This window comes from Ramlibacter montanisoli (assembly GCF_013087525.1).
GTDB classification, from domain to species: Bacteria; Pseudomonadota; Gammaproteobacteria; order Burkholderiales; family Burkholderiaceae_C; genus Ramlibacter; species Ramlibacter montanisoli.
In genome coordinates this window covers 4,397,274-4,418,356 of the sequence record NZ_JABFCS010000001.1, presented here as the reverse complement: position 1 = coordinate 4,418,356, position 21,083 = coordinate 4,397,274, and the positions used below count along the sequence as shown (strand labels likewise).

Annotated in this window: 24 protein-coding genes; 12 read left to right on the top strand and 12 right to left on the bottom strand. The window is 64.5% G+C overall.

Annotated elements, in window-relative coordinates; translation table 11 throughout:
* The first annotated feature begins 106 nt into the window (after positions 1 to 106).
* On the top strand, positions 107 to 517 hold the full coding sequence (locus HK415_RS21980) for a bactofilin family protein (protein WP_171562903.1): 411 nt from the start codon (positions 107 to 109) through the stop codon (positions 515 to 517).
* A 109-nt stretch (positions 518 to 626) separates the two neighbouring features.
* On the opposite strand, the gene HK415_RS21975 is transcribed toward HK415_RS21980, so the two are convergent.
* From HK415_RS21975 to HK415_RS21960, 5 genes are read right to left on the bottom strand one after another with little or no spacing between them, the layout of a single operon-like run.
* Entirely contained in the window at positions 627 to 1,115 is a 489-nt protein-coding gene (locus HK415_RS21975; protein WP_171562901.1) for a hypothetical protein, read from the bottom strand.
* Positions 1,116 to 1,124: 9 nt separating this feature from the next.
* Positions 1,125 to 3,449, bottom strand: a complete 2,325-nt coding sequence (locus tag HK415_RS24125) for a ferritin-like domain-containing protein (RefSeq protein ID WP_216369855.1) — start codon at positions 3,447 to 3,449, stop codon at positions 1,125 to 1,127.
* Between the two features lie 56 nt (positions 3,450 to 3,505).
* Complete coding sequence (locus HK415_RS25725) at positions 3,506 to 4,309, bottom strand: hybrid sensor histidine kinase/response regulator (RefSeq protein ID WP_309246792.1); 804 nt, start codon at positions 4,307 to 4,309, stop codon at positions 3,506 to 3,508.
* Positions 4,204 to 4,992 (bottom strand): histidine kinase dimerization/phospho-acceptor domain-containing protein, encoded by a 789-nt coding sequence (locus tag HK415_RS25720; protein ID WP_309246791.1) that lies wholly within the window; start codon positions 4,990 to 4,992, stop codon positions 4,204 to 4,206. The genes HK415_RS25725 and HK415_RS25720 overlap by 106 nt, the downstream gene beginning before the upstream one ends.
* Positions 4,992 to 6,488, bottom strand: coding sequence for an ATPase domain-containing protein (locus HK415_RS21960; protein WP_171562898.1), 1,497 nt, complete (start codon positions 6,486 to 6,488; stop codon positions 4,992 to 4,994). Before HK415_RS21960 ends, HK415_RS25720 begins: the two co-directional genes overlap by 1 nt.
* 234 nt (positions 6,489 to 6,722) lie before the next feature.
* On the opposite strand from HK415_RS21960, the gene HK415_RS21955 reads away from it, so the two are divergent.
* The 4 genes from HK415_RS21955 (at position 6,723) to HK415_RS21940 (ending at position 8,651) form a co-directional block, all read left to right on the top strand.
* Positions 6,723 to 6,902: a hypothetical protein gene (locus HK415_RS21955; RefSeq protein ID WP_171562896.1), complete on the top strand. Its 180-nt coding sequence runs from the start codon at positions 6,723 to 6,725 to the stop codon at positions 6,900 to 6,902.
* Between the two features lie 107 nt (positions 6,903 to 7,009).
* A complete protein-coding gene (locus HK415_RS21950; RefSeq protein WP_171562894.1) occupies positions 7,010 to 8,011 on the top strand; it encodes an alpha/beta fold hydrolase in 1,002 nt (333 codons plus the stop codon).
* 113 nt (positions 8,012 to 8,124) lie between these two features.
* Entirely contained in the window at positions 8,125 to 8,424 is a 300-nt protein-coding gene (locus tag HK415_RS21945; protein ID WP_171562892.1) for a DUF2917 domain-containing protein, read from the top strand.
* 11 nt (positions 8,425 to 8,435) lie between these two features.
* Entirely contained in the window at positions 8,436 to 8,651 is a 216-nt protein-coding gene (locus HK415_RS21940) for a hypothetical protein (protein WP_171556307.1), read from the top strand.
* Positions 8,652 to 9,112: 461 nt separating this feature from the next.
* Here the strand turns inward: HK415_RS21940 and HK415_RS21935 are convergent, their stop codons facing one another.
* The 7 genes from HK415_RS21935 to HK415_RS21905 all read right to left on the bottom strand — a co-directional run bounded on the left by HK415_RS21935 (position 9,113) and on the right by HK415_RS21905 (position 14,671).
* On the bottom strand, positions 9,113 to 9,760 hold the full coding sequence (locus HK415_RS21935) for an AbiU2 domain-containing protein (protein ID WP_171562890.1): 648 nt from the start codon (positions 9,758 to 9,760) through the stop codon (positions 9,113 to 9,115).
* Positions 9,761 to 10,780: a PIN domain-containing protein gene (locus HK415_RS21930; protein ID WP_171562887.1), complete on the bottom strand. Its 1,020-nt coding sequence runs from the start codon at positions 10,778 to 10,780 to the stop codon at positions 9,761 to 9,763.
* Positions 10,781 to 10,897: 117 nt separating this feature from the next.
* Entirely contained in the window at positions 10,898 to 11,275 is a 378-nt protein-coding gene (locus HK415_RS27320) for a histone H1-like repetitive region-containing protein (RefSeq protein WP_171562885.1), read from the bottom strand.
* Positions 11,262 to 11,711: a hypothetical protein gene (locus HK415_RS21920; protein ID WP_171562883.1), complete on the bottom strand. Its 450-nt coding sequence runs from the start codon at positions 11,709 to 11,711 to the stop codon at positions 11,262 to 11,264. The genes HK415_RS27320 and HK415_RS21920 overlap by 14 nt, the downstream gene beginning before the upstream one ends.
* Positions 11,712 to 12,092: 381 nt before the next feature.
* Positions 12,093 to 13,289 carry an SIR2 family protein gene (locus HK415_RS21915; RefSeq protein WP_171562881.1) on the bottom strand — a complete coding sequence of 399 codons (1,197 nt, stop codon included), beginning with the start codon at positions 13,287 to 13,289 and terminating at the stop codon, positions 12,093 to 12,095.
* An 8-nt stretch (positions 13,290 to 13,297) separates the two neighbouring features.
* Positions 13,298 to 13,789: a hypothetical protein gene (locus tag HK415_RS21910; protein WP_171562880.1), complete on the bottom strand. Its 492-nt coding sequence runs from the start codon at positions 13,787 to 13,789 to the stop codon at positions 13,298 to 13,300.
* Positions 13,790 to 13,864: 75 nt separating this feature from the next.
* Positions 13,865 to 14,671, bottom strand: a complete 807-nt coding sequence (locus HK415_RS21905) for a DUF2971 domain-containing protein (RefSeq protein ID WP_171562878.1) — start codon at positions 14,669 to 14,671, stop codon at positions 13,865 to 13,867.
* 466 nt (positions 14,672 to 15,137) lie between these two features.
* Here HK415_RS21905 and HK415_RS21900 point away from each other — a divergent pair, with 466 nt between their 5' ends.
* From HK415_RS21900 to HK415_RS21870, 7 genes are all read left to right on the top strand, one after another.
* Entirely contained in the window at positions 15,138 to 15,368 is a 231-nt protein-coding gene (locus HK415_RS21900; protein ID WP_171562875.1) for a hypothetical protein, read from the top strand.
* Between the two features lie 82 nt (positions 15,369 to 15,450).
* Entirely contained in the window at positions 15,451 to 16,101 is a 651-nt protein-coding gene (locus HK415_RS21895) for a DUF1294 domain-containing protein (RefSeq protein ID WP_171562873.1), read from the top strand.
* Positions 16,102 to 16,329: 228 nt separating this feature from the next.
* On the top strand, positions 16,330 to 16,770 hold the full coding sequence (locus HK415_RS21890) for a PACE efflux transporter (protein ID WP_171562871.1): 441 nt from the start codon (positions 16,330 to 16,332) through the stop codon (positions 16,768 to 16,770).
* 100 nt (positions 16,771 to 16,870) lie between these two features.
* Positions 16,871 to 17,194, top strand: coding sequence for a c-type cytochrome (locus HK415_RS21885; RefSeq protein WP_171562869.1), 324 nt, complete (start codon positions 16,871 to 16,873; stop codon positions 17,192 to 17,194).
* 187 nt (positions 17,195 to 17,381) lie between these two features.
* Positions 17,382 to 19,211 carry a caspase family protein gene (locus HK415_RS21880; RefSeq protein WP_171562867.1) on the top strand — a complete coding sequence of 610 codons (1,830 nt, stop codon included), beginning with the start codon at positions 17,382 to 17,384 and terminating at the stop codon, positions 19,209 to 19,211.
* A gap of 11 nt (positions 19,212 to 19,222) precedes the next feature.
* On the top strand, positions 19,223 to 20,182 hold the full coding sequence (locus HK415_RS21875; protein WP_171562865.1) for an alpha/beta hydrolase: 960 nt from the start codon (positions 19,223 to 19,225) through the stop codon (positions 20,180 to 20,182).
* A gap of 93 nt (positions 20,183 to 20,275) precedes the next feature.
* Entirely contained in the window at positions 20,276 to 21,058 is a 783-nt protein-coding gene (locus tag HK415_RS21870; RefSeq protein ID WP_171562862.1) for a cytochrome P460 family protein, read from the top strand.
* The last annotated feature ends 25 nt before the right edge of the window (positions 21,059 to 21,083 follow it).

The following is a 21,083-nucleotide window of genomic DNA, read 5'->3' as shown; positions in this document are numbered from 1 at the left end:
AGCCGTCCGACGCAAACTCTCGCAGCCGACCACCCCCACGCACCATGCCGCCTCGGCAGCATTCTTCCCATTGCTTGTGTAGCCCACATCCCCGAGGAGCGCTCCCATGTTTGGAAAGAAAGACCTTGCCGTCATCAAGAGCCTGATCGCCCAGGGCACCCAGATTCACGGCAACATGAAGTTCGGCGAGGGCCTGAGGGTCGACGGCGAGGTTTACGGTGCCATCCACGCGAACTCCGAGGGCGGCACCCTCCTGGTCATTTCCGAAGGCGCCGTGGTGGAAGGCGGCCTCAAGGCCGATCATGTGATCATCAACGGGACGGTCAAGGGGCCCGTGGAAGCCCGCGAACTGCTGGAGCTGCAGCCGAAGGCCAGGATCGAAGGCGAAGTGCAGTACGCAGCACTGGAGATGCAGAATGGCGCGACCATCCTGGGCCAGTTGCGACCCTTGGGGACTGCTGCGGCCGCATCGTCCGAGGACGACAAGCCCGTGATCAGGCTGGCGGCACGCACCTGACAGCGACGCGATCGCGCTCGGAGGGCTTGACCGCCTCGAGCTGGTGCTCCTTCTCCTGCACCGAGGCACCCCGAATCAGCACGAAGGTCTTCTTTGAGACACGCCCCTCTCAGGAACGGATGCGCCAGCCAAGCTTTCCGAAGCTGCGAAGAACTTCCTCCGAGCTCTCGTGCCACGTGATGTCCACGCGTGCGCTCAGGGTGACGCGGGCCATGGCCGCACTCACCGGGATGCCTTTCGCGATCCAGTAGACCGCCCCCATGAAGGCCGGACGCCCCACGTCGTCGCTGCAGAACACGAGGCTCTTCGTCACGTTCGACACGGCGCCGAGCAACGCAGCGAATTCACAGGCCTGGACCAGCGTCGGCGCGGCAGCCCGTTGGTCGATCGGGATCGTGTACAGCATCCAGCCCCTGCCGGCGGCCGACCCCGGATCGAAATTCGGACGCTGCTGGCTTGCGTCGAGCAATGACACGGCCATGCCGAATCCCTCGGCGCGCAGTGCCGAGAGGTCACCGTCGTTCGGATTGCTCCCGGCCAGGACCGTCGCTTCGTCGATCCACCATCTGCGCATGAAGCGGCTGCTCTCTGCAGGCATCGCGGCCCCTCAGGAGCCACGGCCCGGGGGCCTGGCGTAGGCAGCGCGCTTGTCGTTCAAGGCGCCGAGCATCATCTGACCCAGTCCGACCGGGTAGTCGTCGGGGAGCCGCTCCTTCAGCCGGGCTGCCAGGCGATCGGTCTCGCGCACCATGCAGGAGAGGAAGTCGATGCGCCCCGGGCCGGAAGGGCAGGGGCCGTAGCCGGTGACCAGGGGATCGAAGGGAATCCCGGCGCCGAGCTTGGGCAGGTGCCGCGCCAACGACAGGAACGGGCCCAGCATCTGGATCCTGGCGAGCGCCGCGTAGTCCGAGGTGTCTTCTGCGTACGACGCCTCGGCCAGCAGCAGGATCAGCCAGTAGTGCAGATCTGCGAGCCACGCGAGGCCGAGAGCCTCCGGGTTGCGGATCAGGTTCTGTTCCCCGATAAATGCCGTGGGGTTGACCGGCAAGGGATAGGACGGATACGCGGCGTCGTTCCTGGCGTGGCTCCAGGCATCGCGGCGCCCCTTGAAGCCCTCGTGCGTCGCCATGAAGACGCTGCGGAAGAACTGGAAGTGGCCCTCCTCTCCCTCGACCTTGATCTTCTCGAGCTTCCCGAGCCAAGGCGTGAGTTTGGCTTCCGTGCCTGGCGCGGAAGCGATGTATTCGCCCATGGTATGGATGACGGCGTCGTAGAGACTGCCCACGTGATTGGGCCGGGCATTCCCGCCGAGCGCGCGATCGAGGCTCGCCAGGAAGCGGCGGTCGGCATCGTTCGCCCGCTCGGGATCGAGGCTGCCCGACGCAGCTTCGCAGTACACATACTTCGCGAGGCTTGCCTCGGTGAGCGGCTCGAGATTGAATTCGAAGGGATACACCTCCGGCTCGAACGGGAAACCCTGGCGCTCCAGGACCGGACCGGCGCCAAGCGCGATCAACAGGTAATTGACATCCCGCAGGTGCTGCATCTCCATGGCTGCCACGCCGAGCAGGTCGCTCGAGTTCGGAAGGCCGGACCCGACGATCCCGGCGTACTGAGGCTTCACCGAGAACGCTCCGTAGAGATACTGCACCATCAGGGCGTGCTCGATCTCGGCGGCCTGCCGCAGCAGGCGGATCAGCTCGATGTAGGGCTCGGCGAACTCGCGGACGATGTGGCGTTGGCCTGCGCTCGCACGCTCGGTGCTGTAGATCTCGCCCGGCTGGTGCGCGCGCGCATCGCGCTGCACGGCGAAATAGGCCGCGGGGATCGCCACCCCCTGGGCGGCGAGCATCTGGAGAAACGATCGCCGCGGTGAGAAATGCTCGCCATTCTCAAGAGTTCTTACTTGCGCGCGCATGGGTTGCCTCCTCGTGGTCTGCGAACCCCCGACGCCGCCCACCTTGGCTTCCATGCTCTTTACATCTGGTCGTCCCCGACGCGAATTCTTATACCGCGTACATCGGGGAAAAGTCTTGCAGTACTTAAGCACATCGCGCTGGCTTCTACAAGATGCAAAGGGATCAAGGTGGGGCGGTGAGCGCCCCAGGATCAGAGTGAAGCTCGGCTGTACGGCCACCGGCAACGCGACGGTGAGGGCTGCCGGTCGACTTCCTGAAGGAGCGTGGAGGAGCCCCGAGCACCCGGCGCGGCAACTGCCGTGACAACGCGGTGGCCGAGATATCTGGGTCAGCCTCGCGCGCCGCGGAAGCGACGTGGCGAGCCGGCTCGAGAAGTCGAGCCGTTCTGCCTGACTAGGACTTGCCGCCGGAGGGCGGATCGTGACCACGTGCCCGTCCTTCACCGGCAGCTTCGGGCCGGGCTTGAAGGACATCCGCGCAACACCCTCCTTGCCGTCGAGGCGATACGTGACGTTGTAGCCGACCACCTTCTGCGACTTTTCGTTCACGGTCTTGCAGCGGCGCTCGGTCTTCGTGACGACATCCCTCTCCTGCATGGTCTTCTGGACCTGGTTGCCGGCATAGCCGCCCGCGGCGGCTCCCGCAACGGTAGCGATCGTCTTGCCACTTCCGCCTCCGATGGTGCTTCCCAGCAGTCCACCCGCCAGTCCGCCGACCACCGTTCCAGCAACGCGGTGCTGATCCTTCACGGGGGCCTGATGCTGCACCTGGACGTCTTCGCATTTCTGCCGTGGCGTGACCACTGTCTCGACGAGATCCTTCACGGCGACGACTTCGGCAAACTGCGGCTTCGTCATCGCCTTGTAGCCGCTGACGGCACCGGCGCCGAGCACCACCATATGCCACCGACGGCCATTCCCTTGATCATTGAAGTGTTCATGTGCCCGTGTTCGTTCCCAAAGGCCGAAATTTTCGCCGAAACCGCCCTTCTCCTTGCCGGACGCCGAATCCATTCGGTATCAGCATGTTCATCGCGGAGCGCCCCGAACGGTTCCGGCTGGGTAGCGCTTCAAGCCCTCAGCACGTCGATGATCGTCGCCAGATCCACGGGCTTGACGAAGTGGTGGTCGAAGCCGGCCTCCTGCGCCTTGACCTTGTCCAGCGCCTGGCCCCAGCCGGTCAGGGCGATCAGGCGCACCGGCCGGCCCGCGGCGCGGACCTTGCGCGCCGCTTCGTAGCCGTCCATGCGCGGCATGCCGATGTCCATCAGCACCACGTCCGGCACGTGCGACTGCATCTTCTCCAGCGCCGCCTCGCCGTCGTAGGCCACGGCAACGCTGAAGCCTTCCATCGTGAGGAAGGCCTCCAGGGTGTCGGCGGCGTCCTTGTTGTCGTCGACCACCAGCACCCGGCGGCCGGCGCCGCCATCGTCGACCGGCTGCGGCGCGCCCACCGGCTCCTGCTGCTCCACGCCCACCACCACGGGCAGCGTCAGGATGAACTCGCTGCCCCGGCCCAGCCCCTCGCTGGTCGCCGAGATGCTGCCGCCATGCATCTCGGCGAACTTGCGCGCCAGGTTCAGCCCGATGCCCAGCCCGCTCAGGGGTTCGTCGGGGGACTTGGCCTGGGCGAACAGTTCGAAGATGCGCGTCAGCGAGGCGGGCTCCAGCCCGCGGCCGTCATCGCGCACGCGGAAGGTCACCACCTTGCCCTCGACCGAGGCGGCCAGCCTGATGTGGCCGTGCGGCGGCGTGTACTTGGCCGCGTTCACCAGCAGGTTCGCCACGCTCTGCACGATCCGCGCGTGGTCGGCGTCCAGGGCGTAGTCTTCGGACGGCTTGGCCACCTCGAGCTGGTGCTGCTTCTCCTGCACCGAGGACGTGGCGATCTCCAGCGCATGGGTGATGACGACGCCGAGAGCGTCGTGTGCGTGGAATTCAGGGCCACCTTGCCGGTCGTGATGCGCGCCACGTCGAGCAGGTCGTCGACCAGTCGCGTGAGGTGGACGACCTGCCGGTCCACGATCTCGGTCAGCTTCTGCACTTCGGCCACGGGCTCGAGGCGGCGGATGATCGAGATCGAGGTGCGGATCGGCGCCAGCGGGTTGCGCAGCTCGTGGGCCAGCGTGGCCAGGAATTCGTCCTTGCGCTGGTCCGCCAGCCGCACCTGGTATTGCCGCTCGCGGGCCCGCAGGGCGGAATGCGCGGCGCTGATCAGGGCGATGGTGCGCACCGGCCGCTCCAGCAGCGTCACGTTGCCCAGGTGCTCCACGGCCCGCTGCGCCTCCAGCGAATCGGCGCCACGCTTGGTCAGCACCATGATCGGCAGGTCCGACCAGGCGGCCTGCGCCTCGACGAAGCGCTTGAGCGGCTGGATGGCGGCGCCGGCGATGACCTCTTCCACCACCAGCAAGGCGCCCGCCCCTTCGGCGAGCGCCGCCAACACCGCCTCGCTGCCGTTGCAGACCAGCGTCTCGAGCCCGACGGACGTGAGGACCTTGCTGGCGAGCAGGCCGTCCTGCGCCACCGCGGGATAGATCAGGATGCGCCGCTCCACTACCTGGCTTTCAGCGCTTCGTCGGTGTTCGCCGCCATGGCCCGCGGCACCGGCACGCCGGTCAGGATGCCGCGGTAGCCGCGCAGCACCTCGCCGACCTCGATGCCCTTGCTGGACATGCTGAAGCGGCGGATGGTGCGTTCGTGCATGCTGCCGCGCTTCTTGAAGACCGACACCGCCTGCCTGACTTCGCCGTCGTCCTCGAAATAGCGCAGCATCAGCACGTTGTCGGCCAGGTAGCTGGCGTCCATGGCGCTGGACATGGGGCCGCCCAGCATGCCCTGCTGGATGCCCACCAGGATGGTGACCACCCCGCGCTGGCCCAGGTAGGTCAGCAGCTCGTGCATGTGGGTGGTGAGGAACCTCTCGTCCGGCACCGCATTCATGTAGCCGTTCAGGCTGTCGATCACCACGATCCTGGCGCCGTCGCGCTCCGCCTTGATCACGGCGGCGCTGAACTGGCCGGGTGACAGCTCCGCCGGGTCGACCTGCTGGATGGTCAGCTGGCCGGCGGCGATGGCTCCGCGCAGGTCCATGTTCAGGCCGTCGGCGCGATTGAGCAGGTTGCTCTTGGACTCCTCGAACAGGAACATCGCGGCCTTGCCACCCTCCTTGTTGACGGCCGAGACGAACTGCGCGGCCAGCGAGGACTTGCCGGTGCCGGGCGGGCCGACGATCAGCGTGCTGGTGCCTTGCTCCAGGCCGCCCCCGAGCAGGTTGTCCAGGGGCTCGAGGCCGCTGGTGACCTGGCCGGCCGCCCGCAGCACGCGCGACTCGGCGGCGACCAGGCGCGGGTGCACCACGATGCCGCCCTGGGTGATGTTGTAGTCGTGCATGCCGCCGATGGCGTTGCGGCCGCGGTACTTGATGACGCGCACGCGGCGGCGTTCGGCCCCGTAGTCCTTGACGGCCAGGTCGAACTGGATCACGGCGTGGGCGATGCTTCGCACCTGGAGGTCGGCCGAAGCGGCCGTGCGGTCGTCCAGCAGCATGACGGTGCAATTGCGCTTGGCGAAGAACTGCTTGAGGGCCAGCACCTGGCGGCGGTAGCGCAGCGGGGTGTCGGCCAGCAGCTGAAGCTCGGACAACGAGTCGAGCACCACCCGCGTGGGCTTGTTGTTGTCGATGGCGGAAAGGATCAGCTGGGTGGTGTTGGCCATCTCCACTTCGGACGGGTGGAACATCGTGTACTGCTGGTCGTCCCGCAGCAGGTCCTCGGTGGGCAGGACCTCGTGCAGCAGGATGCCGTCCAGCGTCCAGCCGTGCGAGGCGGCGACCGCACTGAGCTCTTCGCCGGTTTCGGCCAGCGTGATGTAGACCACCGTCTCGCCGCGGGCCACGCCCTCGCGCAGGAACTGCAGCCCGGTCGTCGTCTTGCCGGTGCCGGGTTCACCTTCGATGAGATAGATGCGGTTGGGCGCCAGGCCGCCGCCCAGGACCACGTCGAGGCCGGGAATTCCGGTGGACAAAAGTTCGGTGGGCGATTGCTTGCTCATGCTCCATCTCTCGAAACGCGGGGAACTGGAATGCCGCACCCGGACTGGCATGCTGCGAGACGGAAATCGTATGGGGAGGGGCCACGGCCCGGTCGCGCGCCAATGGCTGAGGCTGCGGTAGGAGAGTCCTGACAGAAGATGCGGGCCGGAAGGTTCGGGGGCGCATCGCCCTTTGCCGGCAACCGCGGTTTGCTGAACAATGCGCGGTCTCGCTGGAGGGATCCCCGCCATGCCATGGACATCGGCAAGCAGGTCGGCCCCGAACACCTGGCCTTCGGCCCGGACGGCAATCTGCATGCGGCCATGGCCAGCGGCGCCATCCAGGGCACAGGGTCAGCCATGTCAAGAGGCCGTAGGGGCCACAAGACGCATCTGGGTGCCGAAGGCCGTCGGCGCCCTACCAACTATTTTTGAGCGCGGCTAGCCGCAGTTGCGGCCCTTTTTGATTGGCGCGACACTGCGGCCGTGACACCCCCCAGGACATCCGCTTTTGCACCACGCCCGACGGCGTACAGCTGGCCATGGGGCTCTACGGCACCGGGCCGCCGCTGGTGAAGGCGGCAACGTGGCTCACCCACATCGAGGCCGATGCCACCAGTCCCTTCAACCGGCACTGGATCGAGGAGCTTGCGCGCTCGCACACCTATGTCACCTACGACGCGCGGGGCTGCGGCCTGTCCGCCCGGCGCGTGGACGACATCTCCTTCGACGCCTGGGTGCGCGACCTGGAGACGGTGGTGGATGCGCTGGGCCTGCCGACCTTCCCGTTGCTGGGCATTTCGCAGGGGGCCGCCATCGCGGTCGCCTATGCGGCGCGCCATCCGGAGCGGGTCAGCCGGCTGGTGCTGTTCGGCGGCTTCGCGACCTCCTACTTCACCACCGGCAAGCCTGACCCGCGCATCCGCGAGGAAGCGGAGACCTTGCTCAAGGTGGCGGAACTGGGCTGGGGTGGGGCCTCGCCCGAGTTCCGGCAGGTGTTTGTCAACAAGTTCATGCCCCACGCCTCGTCCGAGGCAAAGAATGCCTTCGACGACTACCAGCACCTCACTGCTGATGCGCAGACCGCGGTGCGCTGCCTGCGGGCGATGTTCTCCATCAACGTCAAGGGCGACGCGACCCGCGTGCGCTGTCCCGCCCTGGTGTTCCACATGCGCGGGGATCGCCTGATCTACTTCGAACAGGGCCGCAGTCTGGCCGCCCTCGTCCCGGGAGCGCGTTTCCTGCCCGTCGAGGGAGACAATCACCTGCCGCTGTTTGGGGACCCGGGCTGGCCCACGGTCAAGGCCGCGCTGCACGAGTTCCTGGGCAGCGCGGCCGTCGAAACGGCCCGCCTGACCGAGCGCCAGCGCGAAGTGCTGCAGCTGGTGGCGGCGGGCCGCACCGACAAGGAGATCGCCCGCGTGCTCCAGCTCAGCCCGCGCACAGTGGAGATGCACGTGGCCGGGGCCCTCAAGGCGCTGGCCTGCGGGACCCGGGCGGAAGCGGTGCACCGGGCCACAGGCGCCGGGCTGCTCGCCCGCTAGCAACTACGGTACGGCCACCGTAGCCGCCGAGGCGACCTACCGTAATCCTGACACTATCGGAGAGCTGCCCGGCCGACCAGACTTTCTCCATCGCCAACCCGCCGGAGAAAGCCATGCGAGCCGCCCAGACCTCCCTGTTCCATGTCCTCCATGCCTTTGAGGCCTTCCTGCCGCCGGGCCGCGCCAGCATCACGCCGGCACCCGCGGCGGTGCAGCACCTGCAGAAGGGGGCGACAATGGTGCTGCCGGAGCCGCAGGGCCTGCGGCTGGAAGTCGTGCGCGGCGACGTCTGGATAACCCACGACGGGGACTGCAAGGACACGGTGCTCGCCGCCGGCGAGCGCTACACGAGCGACCGGCAGTCACGCATGCTGGTGCATGCCTTGGTCGACGCGACGGTCCGGCTACACTGAGAAAGGCGGGCATGTTCGCCCGCCTCGACGGCCGCGCGCTCCATCCGCGCGAAGCGACCTACCGCCCCTTCCGCGCCGCCCACGGCCGCGCCATCAACCAAGGCCTCGCGATCCACTTCCCGGGCCCGCATTCCAAGGACGCCCATGGCTCGAAAGTCGACGGGGCGATTGCACCTGCCGAGGGCTGCTCCCGCTGCGCGGTGGACCTTGTCCAGTGGACCACTTGAGACTGAGTGCTGCCAGTCGGGCTTTGGGCGCCGAATGTCAGCTGCTGCCAGAAGCAGACGCCTGGAACCGGCGGATTGCGAGTCCACAGGGTGCTGACTGCCTTAAGCTGGCTGTGCTGAGCAGCGCTGGACCTTGGTGCCAATTTGCGCCTCTCAGTTGGGGCTGTGAGTCAATCCGCGCAGTCCTGCTAGAGGCGAACTGCGGGTTTGACCACACAATGCCAATGAGACGGCCACACACCAGCTAGCTCGCAGGCGAGACACCACTGGGGTGTGATTGGCACTAGAAGTCCCTTGAGTTGATGCAGGGACCAACACCGACATAGCGGTGTGCCCGGTCGGCGCTGCGGACACTGGACAGTCGGTTGTCGAAGGACCCCGCCGGGGGATTCGTCGGCATGCGGGGGTCGTCAGGAACAAGGAACCCTTGCGGGCGGGCTTCAACACCTATACAGCACCGGCTATACATCGCCATAGCGGCGCTTTCCATAACGGGAGATGCTCAGGTCAGGGCGTTCCTTCACGATGTCATCGTAGTCCACCCCATCGCGCAAAACGTGCACAAGACTAGCCACATCGCCATCCGGCATGCTCGCATGAATGGGAAACGGTCCGCCCACTGCCTCGCCGTGAGCCGCGTCGACAAATTCCTGAAGATCGTCCCAAAACGCAGTCTCTTCGGACTGCGTCACCATACCGAGCCCCACCTCCAGCAAATGCGAGCGAAGGTCCGCGTGCGCAATAAGCTTTCGCCTAGCGTCAGCAATCTTGTCTCGATACGCGCGGAGGCGTGTGTTCGCGGTCTGAAGGCGAGCCTGCGTGGAGGGCATCCATCCGAGAGAAAGGATGTAGTCGGTTGTGAGATTTTCCTTGCCCTTCCCGGAGTCTGCAGGGTCCGTCAACTTGCACTGCTGAAGAATGATGTATTCAACCAGCAGGATGTTCAAGTCGCCAAAGAACGTATTGGCAGCTTCCCTGAGCAACGATCTTCTGGCCTCGTTGAACTCAAACAAGTCGGCGAAGTGCGTGCGGATGCTGCAGGCCCAAACGCATTCATTGCAGAACGCCTGCACTACTTTCGTCCGATGATCGGTGCCGCTCTGATGCATCTATCGCCTGCGCGGTGTTTCTTCAAAAGAGACAAGGTGTTCGTTCAGGGACACCAAGGGAACACTTCGAATGTGCTTGTTCGCCTCAAGTGCCAATTTCGCTGCGCCGCTGAAGGGATGCGTTTCGATGAACCAGTCGCTTTCGGAAGTAGTTTCCTCAGTCGCCTCATCCCACTCGCTCCATCCAAGATGGACTTCAAAATCAATCTCCGCCTCGAAGGTGACCTTGCATTCTCCAACGCCTAGTGCCACGACCCGCATGTCGGTGATCCTGGCTTGGGCCACCTTCCATTCATGCACGTCATAGCGATTGTCAATGTGGAAGGAAAGAAAGCTCTCCGTGGCGTGGATTGCAATGCCGATTTCCAAGAGGGACGGATCGCCCAGCACTGCCGCGCGAAGTGCTTCAATCTCCGAGGGGTCAGCCAGCAGTACTTCAGTCAGGGCAGGAAGGGACTTGAAGTAGAGCAGCGAGTGATAGCGATCACATGCCAGTTGGAAGTCAGCATCTTCGGAAACGACGGCAATGATCTTTCCCGTCGCAGCGGCATGTGCCGCAAGAATGGCAAGTGCAAAGGCGTCGGGAAACTCCTTCCGCTTCTTGCCCTCCCGAAAAGGGGGCGTGAGCGTGTCGTACCAGTGCATCACATCACGCAAGTTGATGGCTTCGTAGTCAAGCCGTTCTACATTGAATCTGCCGAGAAAAAGTCTCCACTCATAAAGGGCGACGCGCACCGCCTCATCCACCTTGTCTGACACGTCTTCCGGGAAGTGTTCCCACCCTGTCAGGAACGGTGCGCTCTTCCGCGCTTCGCGGAAGGCCGTGCCAAGGCGAGTCAGCGCCTCCCTCGCCCGTTCTTTGATGTGCCGCCGAATTTCCTGTTCGGTCGGGTGCGGGAGCAAGAGGGTAATTTTGTGCTTCTTCGCGACTGGGATGAACGAAACCAGCGCGGTGGAATTCAAGTTGTACTGCTGTCCATCCAGCACGCTGGTATCCAAGAAGACGAAGCTGGGCGTCATGTCCGAGCGTCCCTCACCACGTTGCTAGCACGCGCGCGCGTCAGGTCTTCTTTGAATTGGCAGTCCATGGCGTAGGCGCCGAAGATGGGCTCTTGGGCCAACACCGCGACGAACACGCTAAGCACACCGCGGACATGACAAACCTCGCGGAAAACGAAGCCCGCACACGTCACACCTCACGAAAGTTGCGATTGACTCCGAACGGCCCAACGAAATGCCCCCATTGGAGCGCTTCGCCGGTGTTCGGCCCGAAGCCATTCCCCATGAGGAACCTTTTGCGGCTGCCTTCTTGGCTGCCGGGCGCTTCGCTGCTGCCTTCTTGGCCGCCGGGCGCTTCGCTGTCGTCTTCTTGGCCGCCGGACGCTTCGCTGTCGTCTTCTTGGCCGCCGGACGCTTCGCTGTCGTCTTCCTCGCCGCAGGGCGCTTCGCTCCTGCCTTCTTCGCTGGCGCTTTCTTCGCACCCGTTCCTTCTGACGGTGGCTTACGCGTGCTCATTGGAGCCCTCCTCAGCTGCCGCGCCGAAGTACGTGCATTCGATGTATAGCCTCGCAATGTGATCCACGGCCCATGCGCTTAGAGCGACAACCGTCACCAGACATTTGAACCAGGAGGCGAGCCCTTCATCGGGCTTGTTCGCACTGAGCAGCAGACTTATAAGCGCCAAGTTCAAGGAGAGGCTCCCTGCCTCTGACAGCGCTGTCGCCACTTGGTCTTGAAGCCAAGTCGCCTTGTATGCCTGCATGTTGTGAGCGCTGAGGTAAGCCACAAAGCTCACCGCGACGAACCAAATGGGAAGCTGGAGCCCCAACCGGGTTCGCGCATCCAGCACTGCTAGTCCAGCGGCGGCCGTGAAACTAAATCCCGCGAGGCTGAGAATCGTCGCGCGCTGGAAATCGCGTTCCTGCGCGGCTTCGGGGAGAGCTTTCGCCATGAGCCTGTGCCACGATGCAGCCACCAAGAAGCGGCTTACGAGTGGCGTCAGCGGCAACAAGTAGTGCCAAGTAAAGTCGCTCACGCTGCGCGTACCAACGCAACATGGGCCTTTGCGGTCCAACCTCGCACCATGGCAGTCCCCTCCGTTGTCGCGGATTATTGGCTGGAATAAGCCGCCCGACAATCACCTAAGTGGTGCGCGGCAACAATGTTGTTGACGTGCAATCGATACCGGGCATCGAACGGCGCGCGGCAAGCGCACCCTGGCAGCCGGCTTCCGCAAGCCAATTGGCCGTCAATTGGACCGAAGGCACGCGCAGCCGCCCTGCAGGCGTGCATGCAGAGCGGCTGAGACATCCGGGGGCCTCGCAATGCGGCGTCAACCGATTGCACCGGTTACGATGTTCGTTGGTGCGGGCCGCTGTTGGGTGAACAGAAATTCAACGGCATCGTCACCGAACCCGGCAAACAGAAAGGCGGACCTACTTGGTTCGGAGAAGGCGTACCGTTTGAGGTACCTGTTCATCCCATCCCTCGAAGCTTGGAAGTCCACGAACTTCACGTAATCTTTGTGGTGCCCGAAGAAGTTCGTGTCCCATGAGTAAAACTGGAAGTTTCGGATCATCTGGTACAGACCAACGCGGATGTACTCGTCATGCTGTGGCAAGGAAAAGCCGATCACATTCAGGCCTAGGTTCCAACCTCCTGACTGTCCCATCCCATGCCAAAAGCTGAGCAAGGGCTGCGCATACACGAATTTGACGTGTGACGGAGAAAGAATGAAAGGGGCGTCGAAGCCGCGAGAGGATCGGTAGAACGCATCGCAGTTCTTGATTCGCTGCACATGCCGAAGCGGATCATCCGGTTGGCGGGGGCCCTCGACGAGCGGAGACACTCCGAAGCGCTCCGGGAAATCAAAGACTTCGTGTACTACTGGGCCCGCAGCAGTTCGAGGCCCTAACGAGGCACGCTGTTCGAGGAAGCTCGCGTTATGAAACCAATCTACGGAGCCATGCAGCTTGAGCAAGATGACCTCTTCCTTGCTCGAATCAACCACGTTCAAGTGCTCTCCAACGTCCACGAACCGGTGTGGGAACAGTCGATAGGGTTTTCCGACATGTTCCAGGGCACGTTCGAGAACGAGGTCGTAGTTGAGCGTCAGCACCCAATCGTGCAAAGAAAGATTCTCCGCGAACCGATAGTAGGCGGACGGCAGTTTGTCTAGCGCTGGCGTGTGCCGATGAATGACTTCCCCGATCGCACGGCGGATCATGAGTTGTGATTCGTTGCCCTCCTTACTCCAAGTGTCGCTGCCGCGGAGACCAAGAAAGTGCTCAATGTCCAAATGCGAGTGCAGCGCCTCTAGGTCCACTGCGCTCTCATGTACTTCCTCGCCGTCCGCCAATTTCTTGTATCGAATGTAGTCCGCCAGGTCCTTATGGAACTTGGTGTCCCGCCCATGGCGTTCCTCGATGGAGTTCTTGACGAGCGGGAAAAGTTCGCTGGCCAGCGGCAGGCCTGCTGGCCTTGAAAAGCCTGCACCCAAAACGAAGATGCGAAAGCCAGGATGCGGCATGTCTTGTCCTATGTGACTTCTGGGTAGACTTCTATCACCACCATACCCGTTCCAGCGAATGGGTCCACGGTGAATTGACCTTCGTCGAGGTATCGACTGTGCTCGGATGGCGCGCTAAGGATCGCGGGAGCCTCAAACCGCGCTCGTAGTAAGACTCCACCGCCGTAAAATGCATTGAGCCCGCGCCCAAACATGCGCGCCGTTTCCACGTCGAGCGTCCATGCCAAGCCTAGGCGCCCCGCACGCCATCTGTTGACGTTTTCGCCCCTATAAAGGTCTAAACCAGGGCCGGAGTACGGAGGCAACATCTTCCGAAGTAGGCGGATCAGCGCCCGATCATCGTCCACTTGCTCGCGGATCTGGTGCCCGGCTTCGATCCAGTACGTTTCGAAGTCCTCGCGTCGCAACACGGCTGTGTCCGTCGCGGCGACGGACGCGGCCAATGCCTTCCATTCGCCTCTTGCGGTGATCTGCCGCAGATCATCCAATTTCAGTCGCATATGGGCGCTTCTTCACCTCTGGCTGACTTACTGGCACGGCTTCTTCGGAAGCGAGGTGCCGCGTGCGCAGTCTCATCACGGAATGAGTCCACGGCGCTTTGCGTTTAAGTACGACGTGTACGTCTTTTGCTCGAAAACAATCGAGAAAGAGTCCTCGCTGCGGGAGCCCTCCCATAGGCCTACCTCCTCGTTCTGGCCGGCCAAGATCAGTGCCACGATTTCGAAAGAGGTGAACGATGCCCTTGCGCCGAAGTAAACGCCTGTGAGCGCTTCTGCGGGATAGGTATACGCGGTTCCAGCTTCCTTGTGCCATCCCCGCCATTCCCGTTCGTACTGCCAGTCCTGTGCCTTCGTGCAAAAGAGGCTCAGGAACTCTTCGTACTCGTCATCAATGAGCATTCGAACGGGATCAATCTCTGGCATTTGGTCCGAATAGGTGACCTGACGCAGCTTGCCGAAGTCGGGAACGTCCGTGCGAAATTCAAGACAGAAGCCGCGATGGTGGTCTGCATAGTGCGACCACATGAGCAAGTTGTTCGGTCGTTCGGCGAAGCAGGTGACCCCCTGCGTCGTTGAAAACTTGTCGACACTCTCCCTCAGCGTCTTTCGTACTGTCTGTGTGACATTGCTTCGGAGTTCGTCGAATGGGATTGCTTTGAGCGCGTTTCGCTGTGATTCGTCGAACGGCTTGGTGGCTAGCCAATGGTCACGAAGCTTTCGCAGATCGTCGTCAGTTGGCACCTTTAATTGAGGCGACAGTGCGCAATCGAAAGGATCATTGAAGGCTCGCGGTGAACCGAAGTAGACAACCTGGTTCTTCAGGTTTTCGATGGACCGCGGGGAAAAGGGCTGGTACTTGTAGAGACGTGGGGGCTTCGCCATGCGCGAATTATTGTGCTGAACGGTGGAGCGATCAAACACGGAGGCGGAGTGCCCGGCATGATCCGGGGTTCCGAAGGCTGGTGCCTATGGCATCCAAAGTTGCTGCTGCAATGCGCTGTTCCACTCAAAACCGCTGATCACGGAAAGCTGGCACTGCTACGAACGACGGATTGATACTCCGGCGGTTGGCCACTCCAGTTCTTCGTGGACGACGGCAGCTGTGAGTCGAGAGTGCCCGTTTGAGCCGTGCGCCAGCGGCATCTCGAGATCCCTCGTTCCACCGATGCGCAGGGCTAAGTCAGCAGTCTCGATACCGCTCGCTGTGGGGGATGCACCGCAGCGCCGCGAATGAATGCAATATGACCGAAAGCGTGAGTTCAGGCGTGGGCGACGATGGGCAGCAACCGCTGCATTGCTGCCGCTCAGGTAGGCGCAGCGACGGAACAGCAGAGGGTCGGAAGCGGACATGCGCTACCTTCAGCACATGATCCGGGTTGAAACCACGACAGCGACAAGCGACCCCGAACCAAGCGTGATCTGGTTCGGATCCCGGCGCGTCGAGGTGCGCACGGTCAGCGACAGGTGGTACGGCGCCACCCAGCGCTGGTGGAAGGTGGATACCGACGAGGGCAGCTATGTGCTGCGGTGCGACGAACAGGCCGGAACCTGGGAGCTGGCGGCAGTCGTCGGCCGCTGACGCGAGGGCTGCACCCGGCTGCGGATTCAGCCGGTCGATGCAACGATAAGATTGCCAGCGGAAACTCTCCTCCACTGCACACATGCGTAAAGAAGGAACGATCGTCCGCTGGGACGACGCCAAGGGATTTGGGTTCATCCGCAGCGGCGCGGTAGCACAGGACGTGTTCGTGCATGTGCGCGACTACCGCTCCAGCGCTGGTGAAACACCGCGCCCAGGCCTGCGCGTCACCTTCGAAGACGTCCACGTCGGCGGCAAGGGGCCGCGCGCAGTAGCAGTGGAAGCGGCGGCACCACCCCGCGCGAGCAAGGCTCGCGACGAGGCCACGCGACCGGCAGCACGAAAGCAGGCAACCCGCCGGCCGGCACATGCGCCGCACTCCGGTGCATGGTGGGCCTTGCTGCTCATGGTGACGTATGGCTCGGGCCTGACCTGGCTCGCTTGGCAGCGGCAGGTCCCTTGGTGGGTGCTCCCTGCGTCCGTCCTGCTGAACCTCGGGGCCTTTTTTGCCTACTGGCACGACAAATACGCGGCGCAGAACGGCCACTGGCGTATCAAGGAGGTCACCCTGCACCTGTGGAGCCTCGCCGGCGGATGGGGCGGCGCTTGGTTCGCACAGCAGGTCCTACGGCACAAGTCGGCCAAGGCGAGCTTCCGCACAATCTATTGGTCGACGGTGATGACGCACTGTGCGGCGATCCTTGGGATCTGGTGGTTCTCGCGGGCGGCTTGATCAAGGATTGATCGGAAGCTGGCAAGCGCGTGGCTGCTCGCGGCCGCAGTGGATGCAGCTTCCGGCCAGGAGCAGCCCTGACACGGGTGTTGCCGCACGACCACCCATGCACTCCGGGGCTTCTCGCCCCTTCGACTGCACTTGCACCGCAACCCCTGTAACCTTGCTGCAGCAGGAACCAGCCTGCGCTGCGTCGCGCAACGCGCTCGCCCTCCCGATTCGCCCAAGATGTCACCCACAACCCGCCGCATCCTTCAAGCCGTCCTGTACGAGGTCATCGCCATCGCTTTCGTCGGGCCTGCCCTGAGTCTTGCATTCGACAAGTCACAGACATCCACATTCGGACTGGCCGTCGTGCTGTCCACCATTGCGCTGACGTGGAACTACGCCTTCAACTGGGTCTTCGAGCGCTGGGAGTCGCGGCAAAGCGTGCGGGGGCGCTCGTTCGCAAGGCGGCTTGCCCACGGGGCCGGCTTCGAGGGCGGCCTGGTCTTCATGCTCGTTCCAGTCATGTCGCTCTGGCTGGAAATCTCCCCGGCAGCCGCGTTCGTGGCCAATCTCGGCCTTCTCGTGTTCTTCTTCGTCTACGCCATCGTGTTCACGTGGGCCTTCGATCGCGTCTTCGGGCTCCCTGCATCGGCAGCGGGAAACGGTCCCAGGACTGTTTGACAACCAGGCAAAGGACTTCCCCACACAGCGCTTCCTTGAGGACCGTCAAACTCACCTGCGGGCGCGGAGTACCTTCAAGCCCCCACTGCTGGAGTCACCAATGAAGCTCATGCTGCTCCCCGCCCTCTTCCTCGCGGCGGGCGCATCCGGCCCCGCGCTTGCGAACGCGAAGCTGGCAGAGGCGAAGCAGTGCATGCAGTGCCACGCGGTGGACAAGCATGTGATCGGCCCGTCCTTCCGCGACATCAAGGCCGTGTACAAGCGCATGAAGTCGCCCGAACGCAAGCTCGTCGATGTCATCCGCATGGGCAGCAGTGCCAACCTGGGTCCCCACTGGGGCACTGCGAGGATGCCCGATGGCAGCGAGCGGCCGCAGATCAACCAACGGGAAGCCCGGCAACTGGCGCGCTGGATCCTGTCCTGAGCGCCGGCGAAGGCGCCAACGACGGCAGGCATCGCACGCACTTGCTACGGCGCACAAGGGCGACTCCTCGCCACGGCTTGACAAGCGTCCGCACGGTCAGTAGTTTGCGAAACGAACCCCGCCCGTGATGGTGACCCCGGGCCCCGTGCCCTGGGGAGCGTCGCAGGCGCAGGAGGAGGGTCCCGCCATGAAACGACGTCCGCTCGTGCTGACCGGTGCGCTCGCAGGCCTTGCGCCGCTTCGACCGGCGTGGAGTCAACCGCGGCCCAGGCAGCGGGCCGCAGTGGTGATCGGCGTGGACAAGGCCGGCGACCTGCCGAAGCTGCGGGCCGCCGCGTCGGGGGCCCGCGAGGTCGAGACGCTGCTCAAGGCCGAGGGCTACGACGTGGCAGCGCTGGTCGACGACGACACGCCGGTCACGGTCGACCGCATCTTTGCCGCGATCGACGGCTTCATCCGCAAGGGCACGATCGAGCAGCTCGTCGTGTACTTCGCCGGGCACGGCCTGGCCGCCGAGTACGTCGAGTACTGGCTGCTGTCGGACGCGACGCGCAATCCCAACCAGTCGGTGAGCCTGCGCGAGAGCGTGCAGCTGGCCCGCCTCTATTCGGGGATCCCGAATGTGGTCTTCATCTCCGATGCCTGCCGGTCCACCCCGCGCAGCCTCGGCCTGTCGGCCATCCGGGGCGGCATCATCTTCCCGACCTCGGGCTCAGTGCAGCCGTCCGACGTGGACCAGTTCCTGGCGACGCTCGTGGGCGACCCCTCCTTCGAAGCCGCGATCACCGACAGCACCAGGAACTACGCCGGCATCTACACGACGACGCTGCTGTCCGCGTTCGCCGAGGCGCCCACGGACATCGTGAGCAAGGTCGGGGGCGTGGACGTCGTTCCGAACAAGCGGCTCAAGCGCTTCCTCGAGCGCGAGGTCCCGCTGCGGGCGCAGCGGATCAACATCCAGCTGAACCAGCGGCCCGACGCCCAGGTCACGTCGGACGACGACATCTACATCGCGAAGGCCGCGAAGACCACGATGGCCGCTTCGACCGGCACGGCCACGGGCTTGCGGCATATCGCGGCGGCCAACCTCGGCGATGTCGGCCTGCGGGGCATCGTGCAGGTGGGCCCGCGCAAGGACACCGAGCTCGCAGCGTATCGGCAGGCGACCCGAGACCTCGACACGAAGACCGGATTTTCCAAGGCCCAGTCCGAGGTCGCGGGCCAGATGAACGAGCTGGAGGCGTTTGCCCGCAGGCTGCCCAGCGCATTCACGACCGGCTTCCTGGTCTCGGGCCAGCCCATCGACTCGGCCTTCCTGATCCTGGATGGACCGCCGCGGCCCTTCGAGCGCATCGGCGACCAGGCCGTTGCCGTCAACGTGCCGCGCGGCCGCGCCGCGAGCGCGCTGATCCAGTTCGCCGACGGATCGTCCACGCTGGTGGCCGCCTTGCACGGCTTCGCGGGCAACATCGCAGTCGCTCGCAATGGCGTCATCAACGTGAGCTACGTCCCGCGGCACGGGGGTTATGACGCGAGGCGCCTGGTCGAATTGCACGCCTCGGTCGCGACGGCGGCGCGCTTCGGCGTCTTCCGGATCGAACGCGAGGAAGGCGGCGGGAGGAATGCCGGGGCACGCCTGGCCGATACGGTGCGGATGATGAAGGATGTCGATCCCACGCTCGGGCTCTACGCGGCATACGCTTACTCCGAAGCGGGCCAGCAGCGCGGCGTGGCTTCCGTGCGCGGCATCATGCGCGGCGACCTCGGCTTCGATCTGTTCGACACGGCGATGCTCTCCGGCGCCCTGGCGAAGAAGGAGGCGACGCTGCGGACCTGCGCGCCGTTCTGCCCGATGCTGGCGCAGGGCTGGGCCCTGCTGCGTGTCAACAATGTCGAGTTGCCCAAGGAAATCGAGGCCTTGCGCGACCACCTGCGGCCCGCCCTCTGGACGACCCTGGAGCCGCAGGGAACCCGACTGCTGCTGGACGCCCTCCGGTCGGGACGGCTGCGGGTCTAGGAGGAGGCGCCATGAACAACAGGCGGCAGGTGATCGCCGGCCTCTCGGCGATGGCGCTCTCGGGATTTGTCGGGGCGCCTCGCGCACAACCGGTGCGAGCGTCGCGCCTGCTGCTGGTCCATGGCCGCGCGCAGGAAGGCAAGGATCCCGTCAAGCTGCAGCAGGAGTGGGTGGCGGCCCTCCATCGCGGCGCCGCGAAATCCGGCTCGGCCCTCGCGCCGCGCGTCGAGGTCGCCTTTCCCTTCTACGGCGACCTGCTCGACGCCTATGCCCGCCAGATGGACATCCCGCTCACGTCGGACGTGCAGGCACGGGGCGAGCAGAACGACGAGTTCCTGAAGTTCCAGTACGAGATGGCCGAATCGATCCGCCAGGGCGCCGGCATTCCCGAAGAAAAGGTGAACTCCGAATTCGACGGGCCCGTCCAGGAGCGCGGGCCGCTGAACTGGAAATGGGTGCAGGCGGTGCTGCGGGCGATCGACAAGAACGGCCGGGGCATGAACCAGGCTTCGCTGGAACTCTTCACCCGCGACGTCTTCCTCTATGTGACGCGGCCCGCCGTGCGCGACGCCATCGACAGGCTGGTCGCGGCGCAGCTCACGGAGGAACCGACCGTGGTCGTGGGCCACTCGCTGGGTTCGGTCGTCACTTACAGCGTCCTCGTCAACGACCGGCGTGCGCTCCAGGTGCCGCTCTACGTGACGGTCGGAAGCCCCTTGGGCGTGCGTGCGATCCGGGACCGGTTCCGCCCGATCCGCTATCCCCGGCCCGCGGTCGCGTCCTGGTACAACGCGTTCGATCCCCGCGACGTCGTCGCCCTCTACCCGCTCGACGCCGCGAATTTTCCGGTGACGCCTGCCATCGAGAACAAGAACGACGTCGACAACTACACCGACAACCGCCACGGCATCGTGGCGTACCTGGATGATCGTGCCGTCGCGCAGAGAATCCTCTCCGGGCTCGTGGCATAGCGTTGCTGGCGCACCTGATCCGTGACTGAGCGCGTACAGTCCGTCCACCCACAAGGAGGCGCCCATGAAGTCGTCCCCCTCGGTCGCACCGGCATGCTGGTGCTGGCTGCTGCGATGGCCCCGCTGGCCGGAGCGCAAGACCTCGCCGCGGGCAAGGCGCGCGCTGAATCAGTGTGCGCCGCCTGCCATGGCGTCAACGGCGTCAGCGTCAGCGACACCATCCCCAACCTGGCCGGCCAGAAGGCGGCCTACCTGCAGTCGCAGCTGCGGGCGCTGAAGGACGGCTCGCGCAAGAACGCGGTGATGGGGGCCATCGCGGCGCAGCTCAGTGCGGAGGACATGGCCAACGTCGCGGCCTACTTCTCGTCGCTGCCTGGGGCCGGCGTGTCCAGCGCGAAGTCCGACTTCCTGCCGACCCTGGCCAAGACCAGTGCCACCCTGCCCGAGGGCTACCCGAACGGCTTCACGATGTACCAGACCGTGAACCGGGCGGACATCAACCAGGTGCGCTACCTCTACGCCAACGCGGTGGCGCTGCAGGCCGCGCGTGAAGGCAAGCCGCTGCCCGACGGCTCGGTGCTGGTTCTCGAGCAGCACGCCGCGAAGCTCGGCCCCGACCGCAAGCCGGTGGTCGGCGGCGATGGCTTCTACGAGCGGGACCGCTTGCTGGCCTACGCGGTCATGGGCCGGGCCGCAGGATGGGGCAAGGACATCCCGGAGTTGCTGCGCAACGACGAGTGGAACTACGCGGTCTTCACGCCGGACAAGAAGGCGCGGGCGGGGGTGAATCAGGCGGAGTGCCTGGCGTGTCATAAGCCGCTGGACAAGGTGAGCTACACGTTCTCGCTGCAGGCGCTGCAGGCCAAGGCGCGCTGATTCGGGCCGGAGGCTCCGCACGGGC